The sequence below is a fragment of the Ahrensia marina genome, assembly GCF_001293565.1.
Taxonomy (GTDB): domain Bacteria; phylum Pseudomonadota; class Alphaproteobacteria; order Rhizobiales; family Rhizobiaceae; genus Ahrensia; species Ahrensia marina.
This window is the reverse complement of sequence record NZ_JXMU01000011.1, coordinates 141,420-158,970: the sequence shown is the minus strand read 5'-3', so window position 1 is coordinate 158,970 and position 17,551 is coordinate 141,420. Positions and strand designations below refer to the sequence as shown.

Below are 17,551 nucleotides of genomic sequence, written 5' to 3'. Positions count from 1 at the left end.
GTTGAGAGTTTCTATTGACCCATTCCGCACCAGTCTTCCATAAAATTGATACGCAAAAAGCATCATTATCTTGGATAAAAACATTCTTAGGTGTGGAAGGGGAAAACACAGACGGAGATAATAAAGCCGTTCAAGGCATGTGCGCGGCGAACAATCCCAAGCCTGATATGCTTACTTTTGTTCAGTCGCCGAAAGGTCTGACACTGAACGCACTGTCTATTTGCGCCGCAGTCATATGTCAAGAAAAGCTGGTTGCTCAAATGCCCGAAGGGCCGCAGCTGATCATCGTTGAAAACCCGCAACAGTCCTTTGCTGCTTTAGCCAGAGAGCTTTATCCAACCAGTCTTGGCAACCGGCGCACGGAAACCGGCATCTCGGAATTTGCAATCATCGATCCGATGGCGACAATTGAAGGCGATGTGATCATTTGTGCGGGTGCTGTTATCAGCGCCGGTGTCTCGATAGGGGCCGGATCGTTTATTGGCGCAAACGCTACCATTGGTGAGAACTGCCAGATTGGACGCAATGCTTCGATTGGTCCCAATGCCAGTGTTCAATATGCCATGATTGGCGATGATGTCTCGATACATTCAGGTGTACGCATCGGGCAGGATGGTTTCGGTTTTATTCCGGGCCAAAATGGTTTGGAAAAAATGCCGCAACTTGGCCGCGTTATCATTCAGGACAATGTCGAGATTGGCGCCAATACCACTATTGACCGCGGCGCTCTGGATGACACTGTTATCGGCGAAGGAACAAAGATCGATAATCTGGTTCAGATCGGGCATAATGTTGTTATCGGTCGGAATTGCGCGATTGCAGGGTTTGTCGGGATTTCCGGATCAGCAAAAATCGGTGACGGATGCCTTATTGGCGGGCGTGTCGGCATTTCTGACCACATTACACTTGGCAATGGCGTTCAACTCGCCGCCACATCCAGTGTGATGAACGACATTCCAGATGGCGAAAAATGGGCAGGAACGCCTGCGCAGCCGTTTAAAGCGTTCTTTAGAGAGCAAGCAACATTGCGCCGCTTGGCTAAACCAAATAAAGCTGAAAATCCAAAATAACGATACCGGGAACATCCTGCTATGACAAAACAGGTTACAACGCATGATAATGCGCTGGAAAAAGCCGATCTGCACGAGATCATGAAGCTTTTGCCACATCGCTATCCTTTGCTGCTGGTCGACAGCATCATCAATATTGACGGTAACCGCTCTGCTGTGGGCATTAAAAACGTCACATTTAACGAGCCACATTTTCAGGGACATTTCCCGGGCGAACCGATTATGCCGGGCGTGTTGATTGTCGAGGGCATGGCCCAAACATCGGGCGCGATTGGTATCCGCGATCTCAAACTGGACAAACCGGCACTGGTTTTCTTTATGACGATCGACAATGTCAAATTCAGAAAACCGGTCGTACCGGGCGATATTTTGGAATATCACGTTAAACTCATCAAACAGCGCGGCAGCATCTGCAAGTACGAATGTACGGGTATTGTTGGCGGTGAAAAAGTGGCTGAAGCCGAGGTTCAAGCCATGCTTTCCCCGTCAGATGCGAAGTCGCGGGGAAAATAATGAATAATACTGCCGTAGAAATCCATCCAACCGCTTTTGTAGAAGACGGCGCTGAACTTGCCGCAGGTGTGAAGGTCGGGCCGTTTTGCCATATCGGTGCCGACGCAAAGCTGCACGAAAATGTAGCGCTGATAAGCCATGTGAGTGTGATCGGCCACACGACAATTGGCGCAGGTACAAAAATCTTTCCGCAGGCTGTCATCGGCTCCGATGCGCAGAATACGGCCTATAAGGGTGAAGAAACAACGCTGGTTGTTGGCAAAAACGTTGTCATTCGTGAAGGCGTGACCATGAACCGTGGTACCGGCGATTCACGCGGCACAACGATTGTCGGCGATAACTGTATGTTTCTTGCCTATTCCCATGTCGCCCACGATTCGATTTTGGGTGAGCATGTGACCTTTGCAAACAATGTGATGATCGGTGGTCATTGTACGATCGGTGATCGCGTGATTATTGGCGGCGGAGCAGGGGTCCATCAGTTCTGCACAGTCGGTCACCACGCCTTTATCGGCGGCGTCTCTGCAGTCGTGAATGATGTTATTCCATATGGGATGGTTGTCGGCAGCCGGGCTTTTCTTGCCGGTTTAAACCTTGTTGGTATGAAACGCAGCGGCATGGCGCGTGACGAAATCAATGCCGTGCGCGGCGCGTATAAAAAACTATTCGCGGAAGGCACAGGCACTTTGCGGGAAAATGCCACAGCTTTATTGGCAGAATATAGCGAGAGTGAAGCTGTAAAAGATATGCTTGGCTTTATTTTGGCCGACAGCAAACGCAAATTTATCACGCCGATCACCGGGCGCAAAGCCCGTGAACATGAAGGCATCTAGGCGATGACAGGTCGCGATACAAAAATCAGCGACCTGAAAAGCGATGTGGGCAATAACGGCCGCATTGCCATCATTGCAGGCGGCGGCACAGTACCGATGCAGATTGCGAAACACCTGCGCCAAAACGGGCAAAACCCTTTTGTAATAATGCTGGCTGGAGAAGCCGATAACGCACTTCGTGAATTCGACCATGAAGAACTAAGTGTTACGGCACTTGGCAAACTGATTTCCCTTTTTAAAAAAGAGCATATACAACGTGTCGTTATTATTGGCAGCGTCCGCAGGCGGCCAAAAATAACGGATTTAAGACCTGATCTAGGCACTTTGAAATTTCTCGGCCGCTTCATCTCCGGCCTGGTAAGCGGCGATAATGAGTTGCTTTCCAAAATCGTCAAAACGATTGAGGAGACAGGTGTAAAAGTTGTCGGCGCACACGAAGTCATGCCGCAGCTTCTCGCGCCCGTCGGACAGATTGCCGGATCAATACCCTCAGCCGCTCAAAAGGCATCCATAGCCAGAGGCGTGGAAGCCGCCTTGGCGTTGGGCGCAATAGATGCAGGACAATGCTGCGTGGTTATTGGCCGCAATATTGTCGCGCTAGAGGGCGTTGAAGGCACCGATGCGATGTTGCAGCGCGTAGCGGACCAGAAACAGCATGGACGGCTTTCCAATACACGCGGCGGTGTGCTTGTTAAAATGTGCAAACCGCAACAGGATAAACGCGTTGATCTGCCAACGATTGGTCAATCAACGGTTGCCAATGCTGTGCTTGCTAATCTGGATGGTATTGCCATTCACGGTGGCAATGCCATGATTGTCGATATTGAGGATGTTATAGAAAAGGCCGACAAAGCAGAAATGTTCATAATCGGTATAGACGACACTTATGGAGGCGGTCGCAATGGTTGAAAACCGCGCCTTCAAGATTGGCATCGTCGCCGGTGAGGAATCCGGTCAGCTATTGGCTACAGAGCTTATCCAGGCATTGAATGGCCTTGTCGGCCAGCCTGTAACACTCATTGGCGTTGGCGGTGAAAAGCTCGAGGCCATGGGCTTGAAATCAATATTCGACCCCGCAGAAATTGCGCTTACCGGCGTTTCTGCCGTGGTCAAAACACTGCCCAAACTGATCATCCGTATCCGTCAAACCGCAGAAACGATCATCAATGAAAAACCAGATTGCCTTCTGCTCATTGATAGCCCCGATTTTTCACTGCGTGTGGCTAAAAGAGTCAAGGCCGCGATGCCGGATCTGCCAATCGTGAAATATGTGGCGCCCACGGTTTGGGCTTGGAGACCGGAACGAGCCGCCAAAATGGCCGCTTACATTGATGAAATATTGGCCATTTTGCCGTTTGAGCCGGAAACCATGCAAAAGCTTGGTGGACCAAAAACACATTATGTCGGCCACCGCCTGATGTCTGACAGCGATCTTAATGCGGTGTGGGAACATAACAGCGAAAAAACACTGGCTGGTGATGGAACGGTAAATCTGTTGGTGTTGCCCGGTTCGCGCAATGGTGAAATCAACGCATTAATGGATGAGTTCGGCAATACGGTACAACTGCTCCATGAGCGTGGCAATAAGCTTAAAATCTATTTGCCGACTTTGCCGAGGCTAGAGCAGCATGTGCATCGCTATACAGCCGCTTGGCCCGTATCGCCGATTATCACCACAGACCGCCAGAGCCAGATAGAGGCTTATAAGCAGTCAGATGTGGCGCTGGCGGCTTCCGGCACAGTGACATTGGAGCTTGCTTTGGCAGGCGTGCCGGCAATTAGTTGCTACCGTATCGACCCCATTATGAAGCTTGCCAAATCACTGATCACAACGTGGTCGGCAGCTTTGCCCAATATCATTGTCGACCGGCCGATTATCAAAGAATTCTACGAGGAGTTTGTGCGCGCAGGTGCCTTGGCGCGGTCAATAGAAGAATTGGCAACGCCCGATATTGGCGCGCGGCAATATGTGATGGATGGCTACCGCAAAGTACGGGAAAAAATGGCCGTTGATAAAGATGCCAGCCATCATTCAGCAGAAATTATTGCTAGCTTGCTCAATCATGCAAAACCATAAAAAAAGCCCGGTCACTGCCGGGCTTTATTATTATATGTGATTGCGGTTATCGCTTGTCGACAGGTGTATAATCGCGCTGTGCCGAGCCTGTATAAAGCTGGCGCGGACGACCTATACGCTGGCCCGGATCTTCGATCATCTCTTTCCACTGAGCAATCCAGCCAACAGTACGCGCCAATGCAAACAGCACTGTGAACATTGTTGTCGGGAAACCGAGCGCTTTTAGCGTGATGCCTGAGTAGAAATCGATATTCGGATAAAGCTTCTTCTCGATGAAGTATGGGTCTGTCAGCGCAATTTTTTCCAGTTCCATCGCAACGTCGAGCAACGGATCATCTTTGATGCCAAGTTCGTTTAATACTTCATGGCAGGTTTTCTGCATGATCTTGGCGCGCGGGTCATAGTTTTTATAAACGCGGTGACCGAATCCCATCAAACGGAACGGATCGTTCTTGTCTTTCGCGCGGGCAATGAATTCAGGAATCCGGTCGACATGACCGATTTCTGCCAGCATGTTCAATGCAGCTTCGTTCGCGCCGCCATGAGCAGGGCCCCAAAGACATGCAATACCTGCCGCGATACAGGCAAACGGATTAGCACCTGAAGAACCGGCAAGGCGCACCGTAGATGTTGAGGCGTTTTGCTCGTGATCGGCATGAAGAATGAAAATCTTGTCCATTGCTTTGGCAAGAACAGGATTTCCTTTGTACTCTTCACAAGGAACAGCAAAGCACATGCGCAGGAAGTTTGCGGAATAATCAAGATCATTCTGCGGATAAATGAAAGGCTGTCCTACATGGTATTTATAGGCCATCGCCGCAATTGTCGGCATTTTGGCAATCAAGCGCAACGATGCGACCATACGCTGGTGCTCATCGGCAATATCAGTCGAATCGTGATAAAACGCCGATAGAGCGCCCACAACACCACACATAATAGCCATAGGGTGCGCGTCACGGCGGAAACCGGTGAAAAAGCGCTGCATCTGCTCATGCACCATGGTGTGGTGCGTTACGCGGTAATCAAAGTCTTTCTTCTGTGCTTTCGTTGGCAGCTCGCCATAAAGAAGAAGATAGCAAACCTCTAGAAAATCACCCTGTTCGGCCAATTGATCAATCGGGTAACCACGGTGCAGCAATACACCTTCATCACCGTCGATATAGGTAATTTGCGATTCGCATGAAGCTGTGGATGTAAACCCGGGATCCAGCGTGAACATGCCGGTTTGGGCATAAAGCTTGCTGATGTCGATTACATCGGGACCAATTGTGCCGCTTTTAACTTCGTACTCATAGTCCTTTGAATTGACATTCAGCTTAGACGTATTGTCAGCCATTATTTTCATACTCCTCGTCGTGATGGACATCCGCAGATTTGCGAAAATGCGCAAATCGCAAAGGCCCGTTATCCTCTTGGACATTAGCTAGAACATTTCATTCACGCTGCCAAGCTAGCCCAAAGGGTTATTTGCTGCGTTGCAGCAAGTTCTCATACCTTAGTCTGATGCTTGATCGGAAATACGCGCCAGCGCTTCTTGTTTGCCCAAAACAAACAGGACATCGAAAACCCCGGGTGATGTCGCGCGGCCCGTCAAAGCTGCACGAATAGGCTGCGCAACCCTGCCAAGTTTAAGCTCTTTTCTGTCGGCAAAAGCCCGCACAGCCTGATCAAGAGATTCGACACTCCAGTCTTCCACTTTCTCAAGCGCTTCATGGGCGTCCGTCAATAACTTACGCGCATCCGAATCAAGAATTGAAGCGGCCTTTTCATCAAAATTCAGCGGTCGTTCCGCATGTATATAATACGTATTTTCAATCAGTTGCACTAATGTTTTCGCGCGGCTTTTCAAACCTGGCATGGCAGCGGTCAACCGCTCTTTATGCTGCCCAAACAAGCGCTCTGATAATTCTGCGCCTCCTTCAAGATATGGCAACAGTTTTTCAATGGAAGACACCAGATACATATCGTCGGCTTCGCGAATATAGTGACCGTTGAGCGCTTCAAGTTTTTGAATGTCAAAACGCGCAGCGCCCTTGTTGATATCGCCCACTTCAAACCAGGAAATCATATCTTCGGTAGACATGATTTCATCATCGCCGTGGCTCCAGCCCAAACGCGCAAGGTAATTTCGCAAAGCTTCCGGCAGAAAACCCATTTCGCGGTAGGCTTCAGCGCCCAATGCGCCGTGCCTTTTGGATAATTTTGCCCCATCCGGGCCATGGATAAGCGGAATATGCGCCATTTTCGGCACAGGCCAGCCGAGCGCATCGTAGATGATTTGCTGGCGGGCAGAATTGGTCAGATGGTCATCACCGCGGATAATATCGGTAACACCCATATCATGGTCGTCGACCACAACCGCCAACATATATGTCGGCGTGCCGTCGGAGCGCAAAATAACCAGATCATCAAGGTCTGCATTGGGGAAGCGCACATCGCCCTGTACCGCGTCCGCCACGAGCGTTTCGCCGGTTTGCGGTGCTTTTATACGGATTGAAGGCTTCACGCCTTCAGGCGCTTCGTTCGGGTCACGATCCCGCCAGCGACCGTCATAACGCGGCGGTTTTTTCGCGGCTCGTTGCTCTTCGCGCATTTGTGTCAATTCTTCAGGCGTTGCATAGCAGTAATAAGCCTTGCCTTCGGCAACCAATTGCTCTGCCACTTCACGGTGACGGTCAGCACGTTCGAATTGGGAAACGACATCGCCGTCCCAATCAAGACCGAGCCAGCTCAAGCCGTCTTTTATCGCCTCCACGGCGGCATCGGTGGAACGAGCGCGGTCGGTATCCTCGATACGCAGCAGCATTTTGCCACCGGTATGTTTTGCGTAAAGCCAGTTGAAAAGCGCTGTCCGCGCCCCGCCAATATGCAAAAAACCGGTCGGCGAAGGGGCAAAGCGGGTTACAACACCTGCTGTCATAGAAAGTCTCCAAATTCGGGTGAGCGCATCATCGTGCACTTTGATGTGTGTGATGTAGCACAGACGCCTTGTCGTGCAAGCGCAGGCGGCAAAACAACATCAAGATCAGACAAGATTTGCGCCTGAACCCAAAGTGACGCTAGGTTATTAAATGCGGCCGTAAACAGGGTGATGGCCGGTGCAGGAAACATGCGCCATGGGTGGGGACTTGAAACAGCAAAAGACCGTCGAACCGGATGAACGCCGGTTTTTCTCGCTGGATGAATTGGACCATTTTAATCATCTGCCAGACGCTGATATTCGCGCCCAAAACCCCGCGACGCTCAAAAAAGCACCTTTAGGCAAACCAGCCAAGCGCATTTATGGCGACAAGCCATTTTTCAAATCAGTGCAAATCTGGGTTCATCGCCAATTGATGATTGAAGTCGGGCAGGGCACGGCATTTCTTTTCATTCCCGTTTTTATGATTATCGGCGTTGCGCTCTATCTGGCACTACCCGTCGAACCGGCACGCCATAACATACCGTTGGCGGTTCTTGTTTTTGCAGTTTTGCGGATTGTATTTCGTTCTGCTGCGTTTTTGTTGCGCTATGTGACGAATGCGCTGTTAATCGTTCTTTGCGCAATGGGATTAATGCAATTGCGCACACAGCTGCTTGCAACACCTATGCTTGGTTCGGAAATTTCAACACGTATAACCGGCCAGATCAGGTCGATTGAAATTCGCGCGAATGGTTCGGCACGTTATACGATAGATTTAACAAGAACCGAGCGCCCGAAACTGCGCTATGCGCCTGACCGGATTCGTTTGACGGCGCGAAAGCCGCTGGAAAACGCACAGATTGGCGAAGGTATTCACGGTTATGCGCGGTTACGCCCGCCATCCGGCGCGGTAAGGCCGCTGGGTTATGATTTCTCATTTTATAATTATTTCAGCGGAATTGGCGCCAATGGCTTTTTCCTTGGCCAGCCGGAAACCAGCGAACTGGGCCTGCAATATAGTAAAAGCAGTCCCGCTTTATTGGTAGAACGCGCCCGTTACTGGTTAGCCAACCGCATAAGGGCAGATAGTGACAGTGCCGCCAGCGCGGTATCAGCAGCGCTTATCACAGGCGATAAAGCCGCAATACCGGAAGAAACCAATGAGGTTTTACGCATTGCCGGCTTGGCGCATATTCTTTCAATATCGGGCCTGCATATGGCGCTGGTGGCCGGAACAGTGATGTTCGCCTTGCGCGCAGCATTCGCATTTTCACCGGATTGGGCTGCACGGCGCTCAACCAAGAAATATGCGGCGATAGCCGGGTTCAGCGCGATTATTATCTATCTGTTTCTAGCCGGAGCGAGTGTCGCAACGCAGCGTTCGTTCATCATGCTGGCGGTTATGCTAGGCGCACTGCTGCTGGACAGATCGGCGCTGACAATGCGCAATCTGGCAATCGCCGCGATTATTGTCATTCTCATTGCGCCGGAAGCTGTATTGGGGCCAAGCTTTCAAATGTCATTTGCTGCAACGCTGGCACTTATCGGTGTTTACGGGTGGTGGTCGCGGCGGCAGGCTGGGCGGGAATATGTTCAAAATACCAGTGCCGGAGCGGAAATAACACGCAAATCGCTGGGCTTTCTCATCGGTCTATCCGTGACATCACTGGTCGCCGGTACTGCGACCGGCATTTATGCCGCTTATCATTTCCAACGTGTTGCTGTTTTCGGACTGCTTGGCAATTTGCTGGCCATGCCCATCGTCTCCTTAATGACTATGCCGCTGGCAATCATAGCAACTTTGCTTATTCCGTTTGGCTTGGACAGCTATGCCTATTCGTTGATGAACTGGTCTGTGAGCGTCGTCATTGAGGTGGCGCGCCGTGTATCGCAGATTACGCCGGATGGTTCGACAGGTATGCTGTCACCGAAAGCATTTATATGGTTGAGCGCTTCGCTTTTGATCCTGTGCCTGATGCGGTCAAACTTGAGATATCTCGGACTGCTATGTCTGATACCCGCTTATCTGGCACAATCAACGCTGCAAGTACCGCAACTGGTTATTTCTGAAGATGCCCGACAGATCGCAGTCATTGACCCAAAACAAGGTGCTTTGAGCGTTAACCGCAAGCGTCCGAGCGCGTTTATTCTTGAGCAATGGCAGGCGGCTTATAAAACAAAAGAAGTGATCTTACCGGGCAAAAGCGCGGCCGGATTTCAATGTTATAGCAAACAAAGATGCGACTATAACGGCCTATACCAAGATCAGGAATATTCAGTTGTCTATCTGACCGAAATGCCAAATCCACCTCAATGGAAGGGTATATGTGCCAAGTCCGGTATCATCATCGCTGCATTCGCTCCGTTTACATCCGCATGCCAAAACAAGCAAAACATCATAATTACAGCGCAGCAATTGGCTCTATACGGCAGCGCGGAGATATATGTGCAAACAGAAAGTCAATTCGGCGCAACCACACCAAATTATAAAACAGTGTTCGCCCAAGGGAAGGCGGCGCGACCGTGGCAGTCGCATCGCAAATATTCACGTTCGGCGCGAAATCTCGGGCCTTACAAACGCGACTAGAGCATATTTCGTTTAAATGGAATCGCTTGAACGCTGGGATTTTGTGTTTCGGTTAGGAGCGCAAAGCGACGCGGTGCGCGCACCGTTAGCTTTTCGCGACAACGTCCGAGGCGCAAAAGAACACGTTCAGACGATCTTGATTTATCATTTTCATTCAATGTTTTAAACATCTCTGGCTTGGCAGTCTTTTCCACTTCTTCTGCGTCAAAATCCTCGCACGATGTTCACATCGCGCTGCGGTCTTTTCCTTGCTGAAACGGAAAATCCTTGCCATCAATCCGGTTCCATTTAAGCGAAACATGCTCTAAAATCAGTAATTACGGACCAATCCAACCAGACGGCCTTGTACCTGAACACGGTCAGGCCCGAAAATACGGGTTTCGTAGGCAGGGTTCGCCGCTTCCAGCGCAATTGATGCACCTTTGCGCCTGAAGCGCTTCAAAGTTGCTTCTTCATCATCGACCAGAGCCACGACAATATCGCCCATATTGGCAACATCCGTACGGCGAATGATAACCGTATCACCATCCAGAATACCGGCGTTGATCATGGAATCGCCTTCAACCTCAAGGGCGTAATGTTCACCCTTGCCAATCATGTCCGGTGGCATCTGAATAGAACGCGTTTGATGTTGAATAGCCGAAATAGGAACACCCGCCGCGATTTTACCCATCATCGGAATGCCGACGCCATCATCATTATCCGCACTGTTAAATTGTGCAGCTGAGGATTTGACCGGCGCGGGTGCTTTACCCTTGCTGCCCTCAATAACACTCGGAGAAAACGCTTGCCGCGCACCATTTCCCGGCATCATGGCATCCGGCAGCTTGATCACTTCCATCGCACGCGCACGGTTTGGCAAGCGGCGAATAAAACCACGCTCTTCAAGAGCGGTAATCAAACGGTGAATACCGGACTTCGAAGCCAGATCCAAAGCTTCCTTCATTTCGTCAAAGGACGGGGGAACACCGGTCTCTTTCAAACGTTCATTGATGAAGACGAGCAGATCAAGTTGCTTGCGTGTCAGCATGGCGGTTTCCAGAATCAACAAAACAAATCGTGAACATTATTACACGTTCTATTTGTGTTCTGCAACCTATAAGATTCGGTTAATTATAGTTCAGTCTATGGATGTGAGTGCAATAAACTCAACTTCATCGTCTTTATTTGCAGCCGGCGTATCAATCGGGCGCACAACAAGCCCGTTCGCATTCGCATAAAAAGAGATAATCGAAGAATCCTGATTCTCAAAGACAGTTGCTTCAAAACCATGCGGTGTGCGGCTGATCGTGGCACGCGCATATTGCTCGCGATTGCCATTGGCTTTGATAGGGGCGGTAAGCTTGGCCTTTTGGCGAATCTGGCTATAGCTGCGCCCGCCAAGAGCACAAATAAGCGGCACACCAAAGAGTTGCGTACAAACGAGACTGGAAACCGGATTTCCGGGGAGACCAAGAATACGCATATTGCCGAGTGTGCCGAACATAAGCGGCTTGCCCGGTCGCATGGCGATCTTCCAAAAATCAAGTTTCATTCCGGCGGCGGTAAAAACCGAACGCACCAGATCGTGCTCACCGACGGAAGCACCGCCAAGTGTAATCAACACATCGCATTTTGCATCAATTGCCGCCTGTAAAGCCTGTTTGAGCGATTGTTCATCGTCCCGCGCAATACCAAAATCAACAATGTCCGCACCATGTTCTTTCGCGATTGCGCCGACTCCATAACTATTGGAGGCAATAATTTGTCCTGGCTCCAGTTTTGAGCCGGGTGTGCGCAATTCATCACCGGTTGCCAAAATGCCGATGCGCGGTTTTTTAAGGACGGGCAGGGAAGCATAATTACCTGAAGCAGCCAGACATAAAGCGCCCGCGTCCAGTAACCGGCCTTCGGTGAGCAAAACATCACCTTCCAAGAAGTCCAAACCCGCAGGGCGCACATGAGTCCCTTTGGCAACACCTTCAGACACTTTGATCAGATTTTCACCGGCAGGTTCCGCATCTTCCTGTATCAGGATTGCATCAGCACCCTCTGGAAGAGGCGCGCCTGTAAAAATACGCACACATTCACCGGCATCGATCATACCGTCAAACACATATCCGGCAGCCACTTCGCCAATAACTTTGAGCGCTGCGCCTGCATTGGCAGCATCGCTTGCACGCACGGCATAGCCATCCATGGCAGAGGCGGCAAAGGGAGGCTGTGTGCGTTTGGCAATTAGTTCGGAAGCAAGAATTCGGTTATGCGCCTGTTCGAGTGAAACCGTCTCAACACCAAGCGGGCTGGCGCCTTTTAAAAGCCGTGCAAGCGCTTCATTAACGGGCAAAAGCGGTTTGCGGTTATCGGCCATTATGCGTCACGGCTCCAATTGCCGGACTTGCCGCCTGTTTTGGAAACCAGCTTGATCTCTGAGATTTCCATATCTTTTTCAAGCGCTTTTGCCATGTCGTAAATGGTAAGACAGACAACGGAAACAGCCGTTAACGCTTCCATCTCGACACCTGTCTTGCCTGACAAACTGACGGTTGCAGTCACTGACAGACCCGTAAAATCAACACCCTGTTCAATATCAACGGTGATTTTGGACAGCATCAAAGGATGGCAAAGGGGAATTAGTTCATGTGTCTTTTTGGCGGCCATAATGCCGGCAATACGCGCTGTGCCAATCACATCACCTTTTTTAGCGTCACCGGCCAGAATCGCCGCTAAGGTTTCTGCGCTCATGAGAACTCTGCCACTGGCGACAGCCTCACGGTTTGTGACTGATTTATCGGCCACATCGACCATATGCGCTGAACCGTCACCGCTGATATGCGTGAGCTTATCGCCGCCCGCCATAATCAAACTGTCTCGCGTGTTCGGGTCAGCAATGTGCGTGTTGCCTCGGTAACATCGGCTTGACGCATAAGGCTCTCGCCAACAAGGAATGTACTGATGCCAGACATTTTGAGACGCGCGCAGTCTGCCGGTGTGAAGATACCGCTTTCGCCAACCAGCAGACGATCATCAGGAACCATTTTTGACAAGTTTTCACTTGTCTCCAAGGAAACTTCAAACGTGCGTAAATTGCGGTTGTTAATGCCCAATAGCTTGGAGTCCAGCTTTAACGCGCGTTCCATTTCCGCTTCGTCGTGGACCTCAATCAGCGCGTCCATGCCAAGCGCAAACGCTGTCTCTTCAAGCGATTTTGCAAGATCATCGCTGACGCTCGCCATGATGATCAAAATGGCATCCGCACCCCAATAACGCGCTTCATAGACCTGATAAATATCGTGCATAAAGTCTTTGCGCAGAGCCGGAATAGAAACCGCTGCCCGCGCATTGGTCAAAAATTCAGGCGCACCTTGGAAAGAAGGCTTATCAGTCAGCACAGAAAGACAGGCCGCACCGCCTGTTTCATAGGCTTTTGCCAGCGCAGGCGGATCGAAATCCTCACGGATCAGGCCTTTGGAGGGGCTTGCCTTTTTTATTTCCGCAATCAGACCATAGTCGCCGGCTTCACGCTTGGCATGAAGGGCTTTCAAGAAACCCCGCGGCGCTTCGATATCGGAAACTTTGGCTTTGAGCTCATTAAGCGGAAGCACAGCTTTAGCCGCAGCGATTTCTTCAAGCTTATAGGCTTCAATTTTGCTTAAAATATCGACCATCAGTTCACGGCCTTTCCATTGGAAATAGAAACCACATTGTTAAGAATTTTCAAGGCTGCACCGCTATCAAGTGCCTGTTGTGCCCGGGCAATACCGTCTTTCAATTCAGCCGCAAGACCGGCGACAACCATACCGGCGCCAGCATTCAAACAGGCAATGTCGCGATATGCGTTCTTTTCACCTTTAAGCACTTCCATGAGCGCGGCCGCATTATAGGCTGGCTCACCGCCTTTAAGATCATCCATGGAAACACGTGATAGGCCCACATCTTCGGGCATAATCTCAAATTCGGTGATCTGACCGTCTTTAAGTTCAACAATTTGCGTGGTACCGGCTGTCGTCAATTCATCAAGCCCGTCACCATAGACAACCCAAACATGTTTTGAGCCTAGCTGGCTAAGGGCGTTAGCGATAGGCATCAACCATTTGGGGTCAAACACACCGACAAGCTGGCGCGTCACACCGGCCGGATTTGATAAAGGTCCGAGCAGATTGAAGATTGTGCGTGTCCCAAGCTCAACGCGGCTTGGGCCGACATGGCGCATGGCGGCATGATGCATCGGCGCAAACATAAATCCCAAACCGGCTTCGGCTATGCAGCGTCCGATGGTGCCCGCATCCGCATCAATATTCACACCAAGGTGCGATAACGCATCTGCTGTGCCTGATTTCGAGGAGAGGGACCTGTTTCCGTGTTTGGCGATTTTGACACCTGCACCGGCAGCGATGATCGCGGCGCAGGTGGAAATGTTATAACTGCCGGAATTATCGCCGCCTGTGCCGACAATATCAACAGCACCTTCAGGCGCATCTACTTTCAGCATTTTAGAGCGCATGGTGGATACCGCACCGTTGATTTCCTCGACGGTTTCGCCGCGAACCCGCAATGCCATTAAAAAACCGGCAATTTGCGATGGTGTGGCATCGCCAGACATCATGATACCAAATGCTTCACGGGCCTCTTCAACACTTAAGGAAGCACCGTCAGCCACTTTTGCGATGATAGGTTTTAGACCGCTCATATTCTTCTCAAATATCTGTTTGAAGCCTGCGCCGCTTATTGCAGCAGCGCGGCCTGTATTGCTGATTGATTGATGGAAACCGGAAATTCCTGTTGCAGGCGGCCAACAAGCTGGTCGAGCAAATCATTGCTGACTGCTGTGTTCACGGCTACGGCGTCCTGATCGGACAATGTTTCGCCGCTTCCAAGTGGCGTGTTTATCGACTGCACTTTAAACACCAGGCGGCGGTTGCCCGTTGCAGCCTCTGTATAAGCAACACCATCCGGCCCAACAGAGAAAATCTCACCCACACCGGAACTGCCGAAATCGGCATCATCAGCATTGCGTGCAAGGCCAAATTTGCTGTCTATCGGATATGATTTCTCGCCAGCGAGTGCAGATAGGTCACCACCATTGTTGAGCGCAGCAACCAAACGTTCTGCTTCCGCATCCAACTGCTTTGACTTTTCGGCAGCCAACCAGTCAGCCTTAACGCGGTCTTGGACCTCATCGAAGCTGCGGTCACGCGATTCCTCGATATTTGTCACTTCATACCAGATAAATCCATCACGTCCGGCGTTAAGCGGCTGATTCTCTAGACCTTCTTCGGCTTCGAAAACCGCTTCAATGATTTCCGGCTTTTCCTCGCCCAGATCAACAGGCTGACCACTGGCATCCAGACCTTGACTGTCAACCGATTCAACGGTTCTGACGTCAAGTTTTTGCTTGGCTGCTGCTTCATCTATAGTGTCACCGCCAGCCCGGGAATCCTCATAACCGTCATGAACATTAAGCAGGATATCTTGGGCTTCAACGAGCGCCAACTCGCGCCGTATTTCATCACTGACAGCGGCGAACGGCTGGACATCTTCTTCTTCAATTTCTGAAACACGAATGAGAATAGGGCCAAATAGGCCATCAATCACAGGGCTGATATCAGTCGTTGAGGCAAGTTCGAATGCCGCATCACCAATTTCAGTGCTTGGCGCATCGGCTTTTGAAAAAGAGCCGAGTGTCACATCATCCATTGTCCGGCCTGCGGCTTCGACAGCTTCCTCAAATGTTTCACCGGCAAGAATACGCTCGCGTGCAACATTGGCAGCAGCTTTATCATCAAAGACAAGCTGCTGGATTGTGCGTTTTTCAGGGGAAGAATAGCGCTCCGGATTGTTTTCATATTCAGCGCGTACGTCATCCATGGCAATTGCTTCGGGATTGGCAAGTGTTTGTGCTGTCAAAGTTACAAGCTTGAACGTGCGATATTCGGGCGCGCGGTAATCCGCTTTATTTTCTTCGAAAAAGGTTTTCAGCGTTGCCTCATCGGCCATTTCAATCTCGCCGAGGCTTTGCTCATCTATACTGATATATTGAACATCGCGGGTTTGGCCTTGAAATTGAAATAGCGCATCAAGAAATGTTTTCGGCGCTGCCATACCGTCTGAAACAGCTTCGGCAACTTGCTGACGTGTTGCAGCTTGCTGGCGGCTGATAATGTAATCCTGCTCGCGCATACCAACATTACGCAGGACAGCGCGAAACTGGCCGCGGTCAAACTGACCGTTCAAGCCTTGGAACGCTTCATCCTCTGCAATCAAGCTGGCCAGACGGTCTTCGGACAGACCAAGCTTCATGACCCGAGCCTGTTCATCCAGAACCGCACCGCCGACCAAACGGCCGACAACCTGTCCGTCTATGCCGAACATACGCGCTTGCTCGTTTGAAATCCGTTGCCCCAAACGCTGCGACAAAATCGAAATCTGTCGGTCATAGGCGAGGCGGTACTCGAGTGCGGTCACCTTGGTGTCGCCGGCTTCAATCACAGTTGTGCCGCCAATATTACCATTCAACTGGTCGGCTATGCCCCAGACAGCAAAGCTGAGCACCAACAACAACAATAAAATCTTGGCAACCCAGCCCTTGGACGCATCACGCAGCGTACTTAACATTTAAACCTCTAGCGAATTGATTTGGTTACATGCTTTTATGAATGCTTTGCGCCAGAAGCAAGGAGGTTCGGGCTTTAAAGCCGCTCACAAACGCGCTAGCTATCAATAAAATGCACTTCTCAAGCTCATTAACGCCCATAATTGGATAGAAATAACGATGACGACAACCCCAAAACCACTGATTGCCGGAAACTGGAAGATGAACGGCGTGACTAGCGGACTGACAGCGCTACGAACAATTGCCGAGGGCGTAAGCCAGCATACCGACACATTTGACGGCCTGATCTGCCTACCGGCAACTATGATTGAACGCGGCACACGCTTATGTAACGGCACAGCATTGTTGCTTGGTGGTCAGGATTGTCATTTTGAGCAATCAGGTGCGCATACAGGCGATATATCTGCCGATATGTTGCAGGATGCAGGGGCAAGCTATGTGATTCTGGGCCATTCCGAGCGCCGCGCCGATCACGATGAAACCAATACGGATGTATTGAAGAAATCACTCGCCGCTTATGAAACAGGTTTAACCGCAATAATTTGTGTTGGCGAAACACGCGCCGAGCGCGAAGAAGGCCGCGCGATGGAGATCGTCAGCAATCAACTGGAAGGGTCCATGTCCAAGGATGCCAACAGCCAGAACACGGTTATTGCTTATGAGCCTGTTTGGGCGATCGGTACCGGCTTGGTCCCGTCCAACCATGATATTGAGGCTATGCACGGTCATATTCGCCAGGTTCTTTCGGAACGATTTGGCGTGGAAGGCGAAAGTATGCGCATTTTGTATGGCGGTTCGCTAAAGCCTTCAAATGCGGAAGAAATCTTGCGCACAAAGAACGTCAATGGCGGTCTAATTGGCGGCGCAAGCTTGAAATCCGAGGACTTTCTCGCCATATGCGCAGCAGTGCCGGGCAATTAAGGCACCGTTTGTCACGATAAATCTTGCCGCTACACCTTGGCATTCAAGGATATAGC

General features: G+C 50.6%; 15 protein-coding genes. 7 read left to right on the top strand and 8 right to left on the bottom strand.

Annotation, left to right across the window (positions count from 1 at the left end):
* Positions 1 to 14 precede the first annotated feature (14 nt).
* Genes lpxD through lpxB form a run of 5 tightly spaced genes read left to right on the top strand, consistent with a single transcriptional unit; the run spans position 15 to position 4,493 of the window.
* Entirely contained in the window at positions 15 to 1,070 is a 1,056-nt protein-coding gene (gene lpxD, locus SU32_RS09215) for a UDP-3-O-(3-hydroxymyristoyl)glucosamine N-acyltransferase (RefSeq protein WP_053999055.1), read from the top strand.
* A 21-nt stretch (positions 1,071 to 1,091) separates the two neighbouring features.
* A complete protein-coding gene (gene fabZ, locus SU32_RS09210) occupies positions 1,092 to 1,583 on the top strand; it encodes a 3-hydroxyacyl-ACP dehydratase FabZ (RefSeq protein WP_053999054.1) in 492 nt (163 codons plus the stop codon).
* The gene (gene lpxA / locus SU32_RS09205; protein ID WP_053999053.1) at positions 1,583 to 2,416 is read left to right on the top strand and encodes an acyl-ACP--UDP-N-acetylglucosamine O-acyltransferase; all 834 of its coding nucleotides are present in this window, start codon (positions 1,583 to 1,585) and stop codon (positions 2,414 to 2,416) included. The genes fabZ and lpxA overlap by 1 nt, the downstream gene beginning before the upstream one ends.
* 3 nt (positions 2,417 to 2,419) lie before the next feature.
* Positions 2,420 to 3,325 (top strand): LpxI family protein, encoded by a 906-nt coding sequence (locus SU32_RS09200; RefSeq protein WP_053999052.1) that lies wholly within the window; start codon positions 2,420 to 2,422, stop codon positions 3,323 to 3,325.
* Positions 3,318 to 4,493, top strand: a complete 1,176-nt coding sequence (lpxB, locus tag SU32_RS09195; RefSeq protein WP_053999081.1) for a lipid-A-disaccharide synthase — start codon at positions 3,318 to 3,320, stop codon at positions 4,491 to 4,493. The genes SU32_RS09200 and lpxB overlap by 8 nt, the downstream gene beginning before the upstream one ends.
* Positions 4,494 to 4,539: 46 nt before the next feature.
* Here the strand turns inward: lpxB and gltA are convergent, their stop codons facing one another.
* Positions 4,540 to 5,829 (bottom strand): citrate synthase, encoded by a 1,290-nt coding sequence (gene gltA, locus SU32_RS09190; protein ID WP_053999051.1) that lies wholly within the window; start codon positions 5,827 to 5,829, stop codon positions 4,540 to 4,542.
* Between the two features lie 159 nt (positions 5,830 to 5,988).
* Positions 5,989 to 7,413 (bottom strand): glutamate--tRNA ligase, encoded by a 1,425-nt coding sequence (gene gltX, locus SU32_RS09185; RefSeq protein ID WP_053999050.1) that lies wholly within the window; start codon positions 7,411 to 7,413, stop codon positions 5,989 to 5,991.
* Positions 7,414 to 7,609: 196 nt separating this feature from the next.
* Between gltX and SU32_RS09175 the strand changes: the two genes are divergently transcribed.
* Complete coding sequence (locus tag SU32_RS09175; RefSeq protein ID WP_053999048.1) at positions 7,610 to 9,982, top strand: ComEC/Rec2 family competence protein; 2,373 nt, start codon at positions 7,610 to 7,612, stop codon at positions 9,980 to 9,982.
* A 310-nt stretch (positions 9,983 to 10,292) separates the two neighbouring features.
* On the opposite strand, the gene lexA is transcribed toward SU32_RS09175, so the two are convergent.
* The 6 genes from lexA to SU32_RS09145 all read right to left on the bottom strand — a co-directional run bounded on the left by lexA (position 10,293) and on the right by SU32_RS09145 (position 16,576).
* Positions 10,293 to 11,012 (bottom strand): transcriptional repressor LexA, encoded by a 720-nt coding sequence (gene lexA / locus SU32_RS09170; protein ID WP_053999047.1) that lies wholly within the window; start codon positions 11,010 to 11,012, stop codon positions 10,293 to 10,295.
* Between the two features lie 90 nt (positions 11,013 to 11,102).
* Positions 11,103 to 12,332, bottom strand: coding sequence for a molybdopterin molybdotransferase MoeA (locus tag SU32_RS09165; protein ID WP_053999046.1), 1,230 nt, complete (start codon positions 12,330 to 12,332; stop codon positions 11,103 to 11,105).
* Positions 12,332 to 12,820 (bottom strand): cyclic pyranopterin monophosphate synthase MoaC, encoded by a 489-nt coding sequence (gene moaC, locus SU32_RS09160; RefSeq protein WP_053999080.1) that lies wholly within the window; start codon positions 12,818 to 12,820, stop codon positions 12,332 to 12,334. Before moaC ends, SU32_RS09165 begins: the two co-directional genes overlap by 1 nt.
* Before the next feature lie 2 nt (positions 12,821 to 12,822).
* Positions 12,823 to 13,632 (bottom strand): indole-3-glycerol phosphate synthase TrpC, encoded by an 810-nt coding sequence (gene trpC, locus SU32_RS09155; RefSeq protein ID WP_144421087.1) that lies wholly within the window; start codon positions 13,630 to 13,632, stop codon positions 12,823 to 12,825.
* Positions 13,629 to 14,651, bottom strand: a complete 1,023-nt coding sequence (gene trpD / locus SU32_RS09150; RefSeq protein WP_053999044.1) for an anthranilate phosphoribosyltransferase — start codon at positions 14,649 to 14,651, stop codon at positions 13,629 to 13,631. Before trpD ends, trpC begins: the two co-directional genes overlap by 4 nt.
* A gap of 35 nt (positions 14,652 to 14,686) precedes the next feature.
* On the bottom strand, positions 14,687 to 16,576 hold the full coding sequence (locus SU32_RS09145) for a peptidylprolyl isomerase (protein WP_053999043.1): 1,890 nt from the start codon (positions 16,574 to 16,576) through the stop codon (positions 14,687 to 14,689).
* Between the two features lie 157 nt (positions 16,577 to 16,733).
* On the opposite strand from SU32_RS09145, the gene tpiA reads away from it, so the two are divergent.
* Positions 16,734 to 17,495 carry a triose-phosphate isomerase gene (gene tpiA, locus SU32_RS09140; protein ID WP_053999042.1) on the top strand — a complete coding sequence of 254 codons (762 nt, stop codon included), beginning with the start codon at positions 16,734 to 16,736 and terminating at the stop codon, positions 17,493 to 17,495.
* The last annotated feature ends 56 nt before the right edge of the window (positions 17,496 to 17,551 follow it).

Coding starts and splice junctions, on each gene's coding strand:
- SU32_RS09200 (WP_053999052.1), top strand. CDS start 2,420: ATGACAGGTCGCGATACAAAAATCAGCGACCTGAAAAGCGATGTGGGC.
- gltA (WP_053999051.1), bottom strand. CDS start 5,829: ATGGCTGACAATACGTCTAAGCTGAATGTCAATTCAAAGGACTATGAG.
- lpxA (WP_053999053.1), top strand. CDS start 1,583: ATGAATAATACTGCCGTAGAAATCCATCCAACCGCTTTTGTAGAAGAC.
- SU32_RS09175 (WP_053999048.1), top strand. CDS start 7,610: ATGGGTGGGGACTTGAAACAGCAAAAGACCGTCGAACCGGATGAACGC.
- moaC (WP_053999080.1), bottom strand. CDS start 12,820: ATGGCGGGCGGCGATAAGCTCACGCATATCAGCGGTGACGGTTCAGCG.
- SU32_RS09145 (WP_053999043.1), bottom strand. CDS start 16,576: ATGTTAAGTACGCTGCGTGATGCGTCCAAGGGCTGGGTTGCCAAGATT.
- lpxB (WP_053999081.1), top strand. CDS start 3,318: ATGGTTGAAAACCGCGCCTTCAAGATTGGCATCGTCGCCGGTGAGGAA.
- tpiA (WP_053999042.1), top strand. CDS start 16,734: ATGACGACAACCCCAAAACCACTGATTGCCGGAAACTGGAAGATGAAC.
- fabZ (WP_053999054.1), top strand. CDS start 1,092: ATGACAAAACAGGTTACAACGCATGATAATGCGCTGGAAAAAGCCGAT.
- lexA (WP_053999047.1), bottom strand. CDS start 11,012: ATGCTGACACGCAAGCAACTTGATCTGCTCGTCTTCATCAATGAACGT.
- trpD (WP_053999044.1), bottom strand. CDS start 14,651: ATGAGCGGTCTAAAACCTATCATCGCAAAAGTGGCTGACGGTGCTTCC.
- SU32_RS09165 (WP_053999046.1), bottom strand. CDS start 12,332: ATGGCCGATAACCGCAAACCGCTTTTGCCCGTTAATGAAGCGCTTGCA.
- gltX (WP_053999050.1), bottom strand. CDS start 7,413: ATGACAGCAGGTGTTGTAACCCGCTTTGCCCCTTCGCCGACCGGTTTT.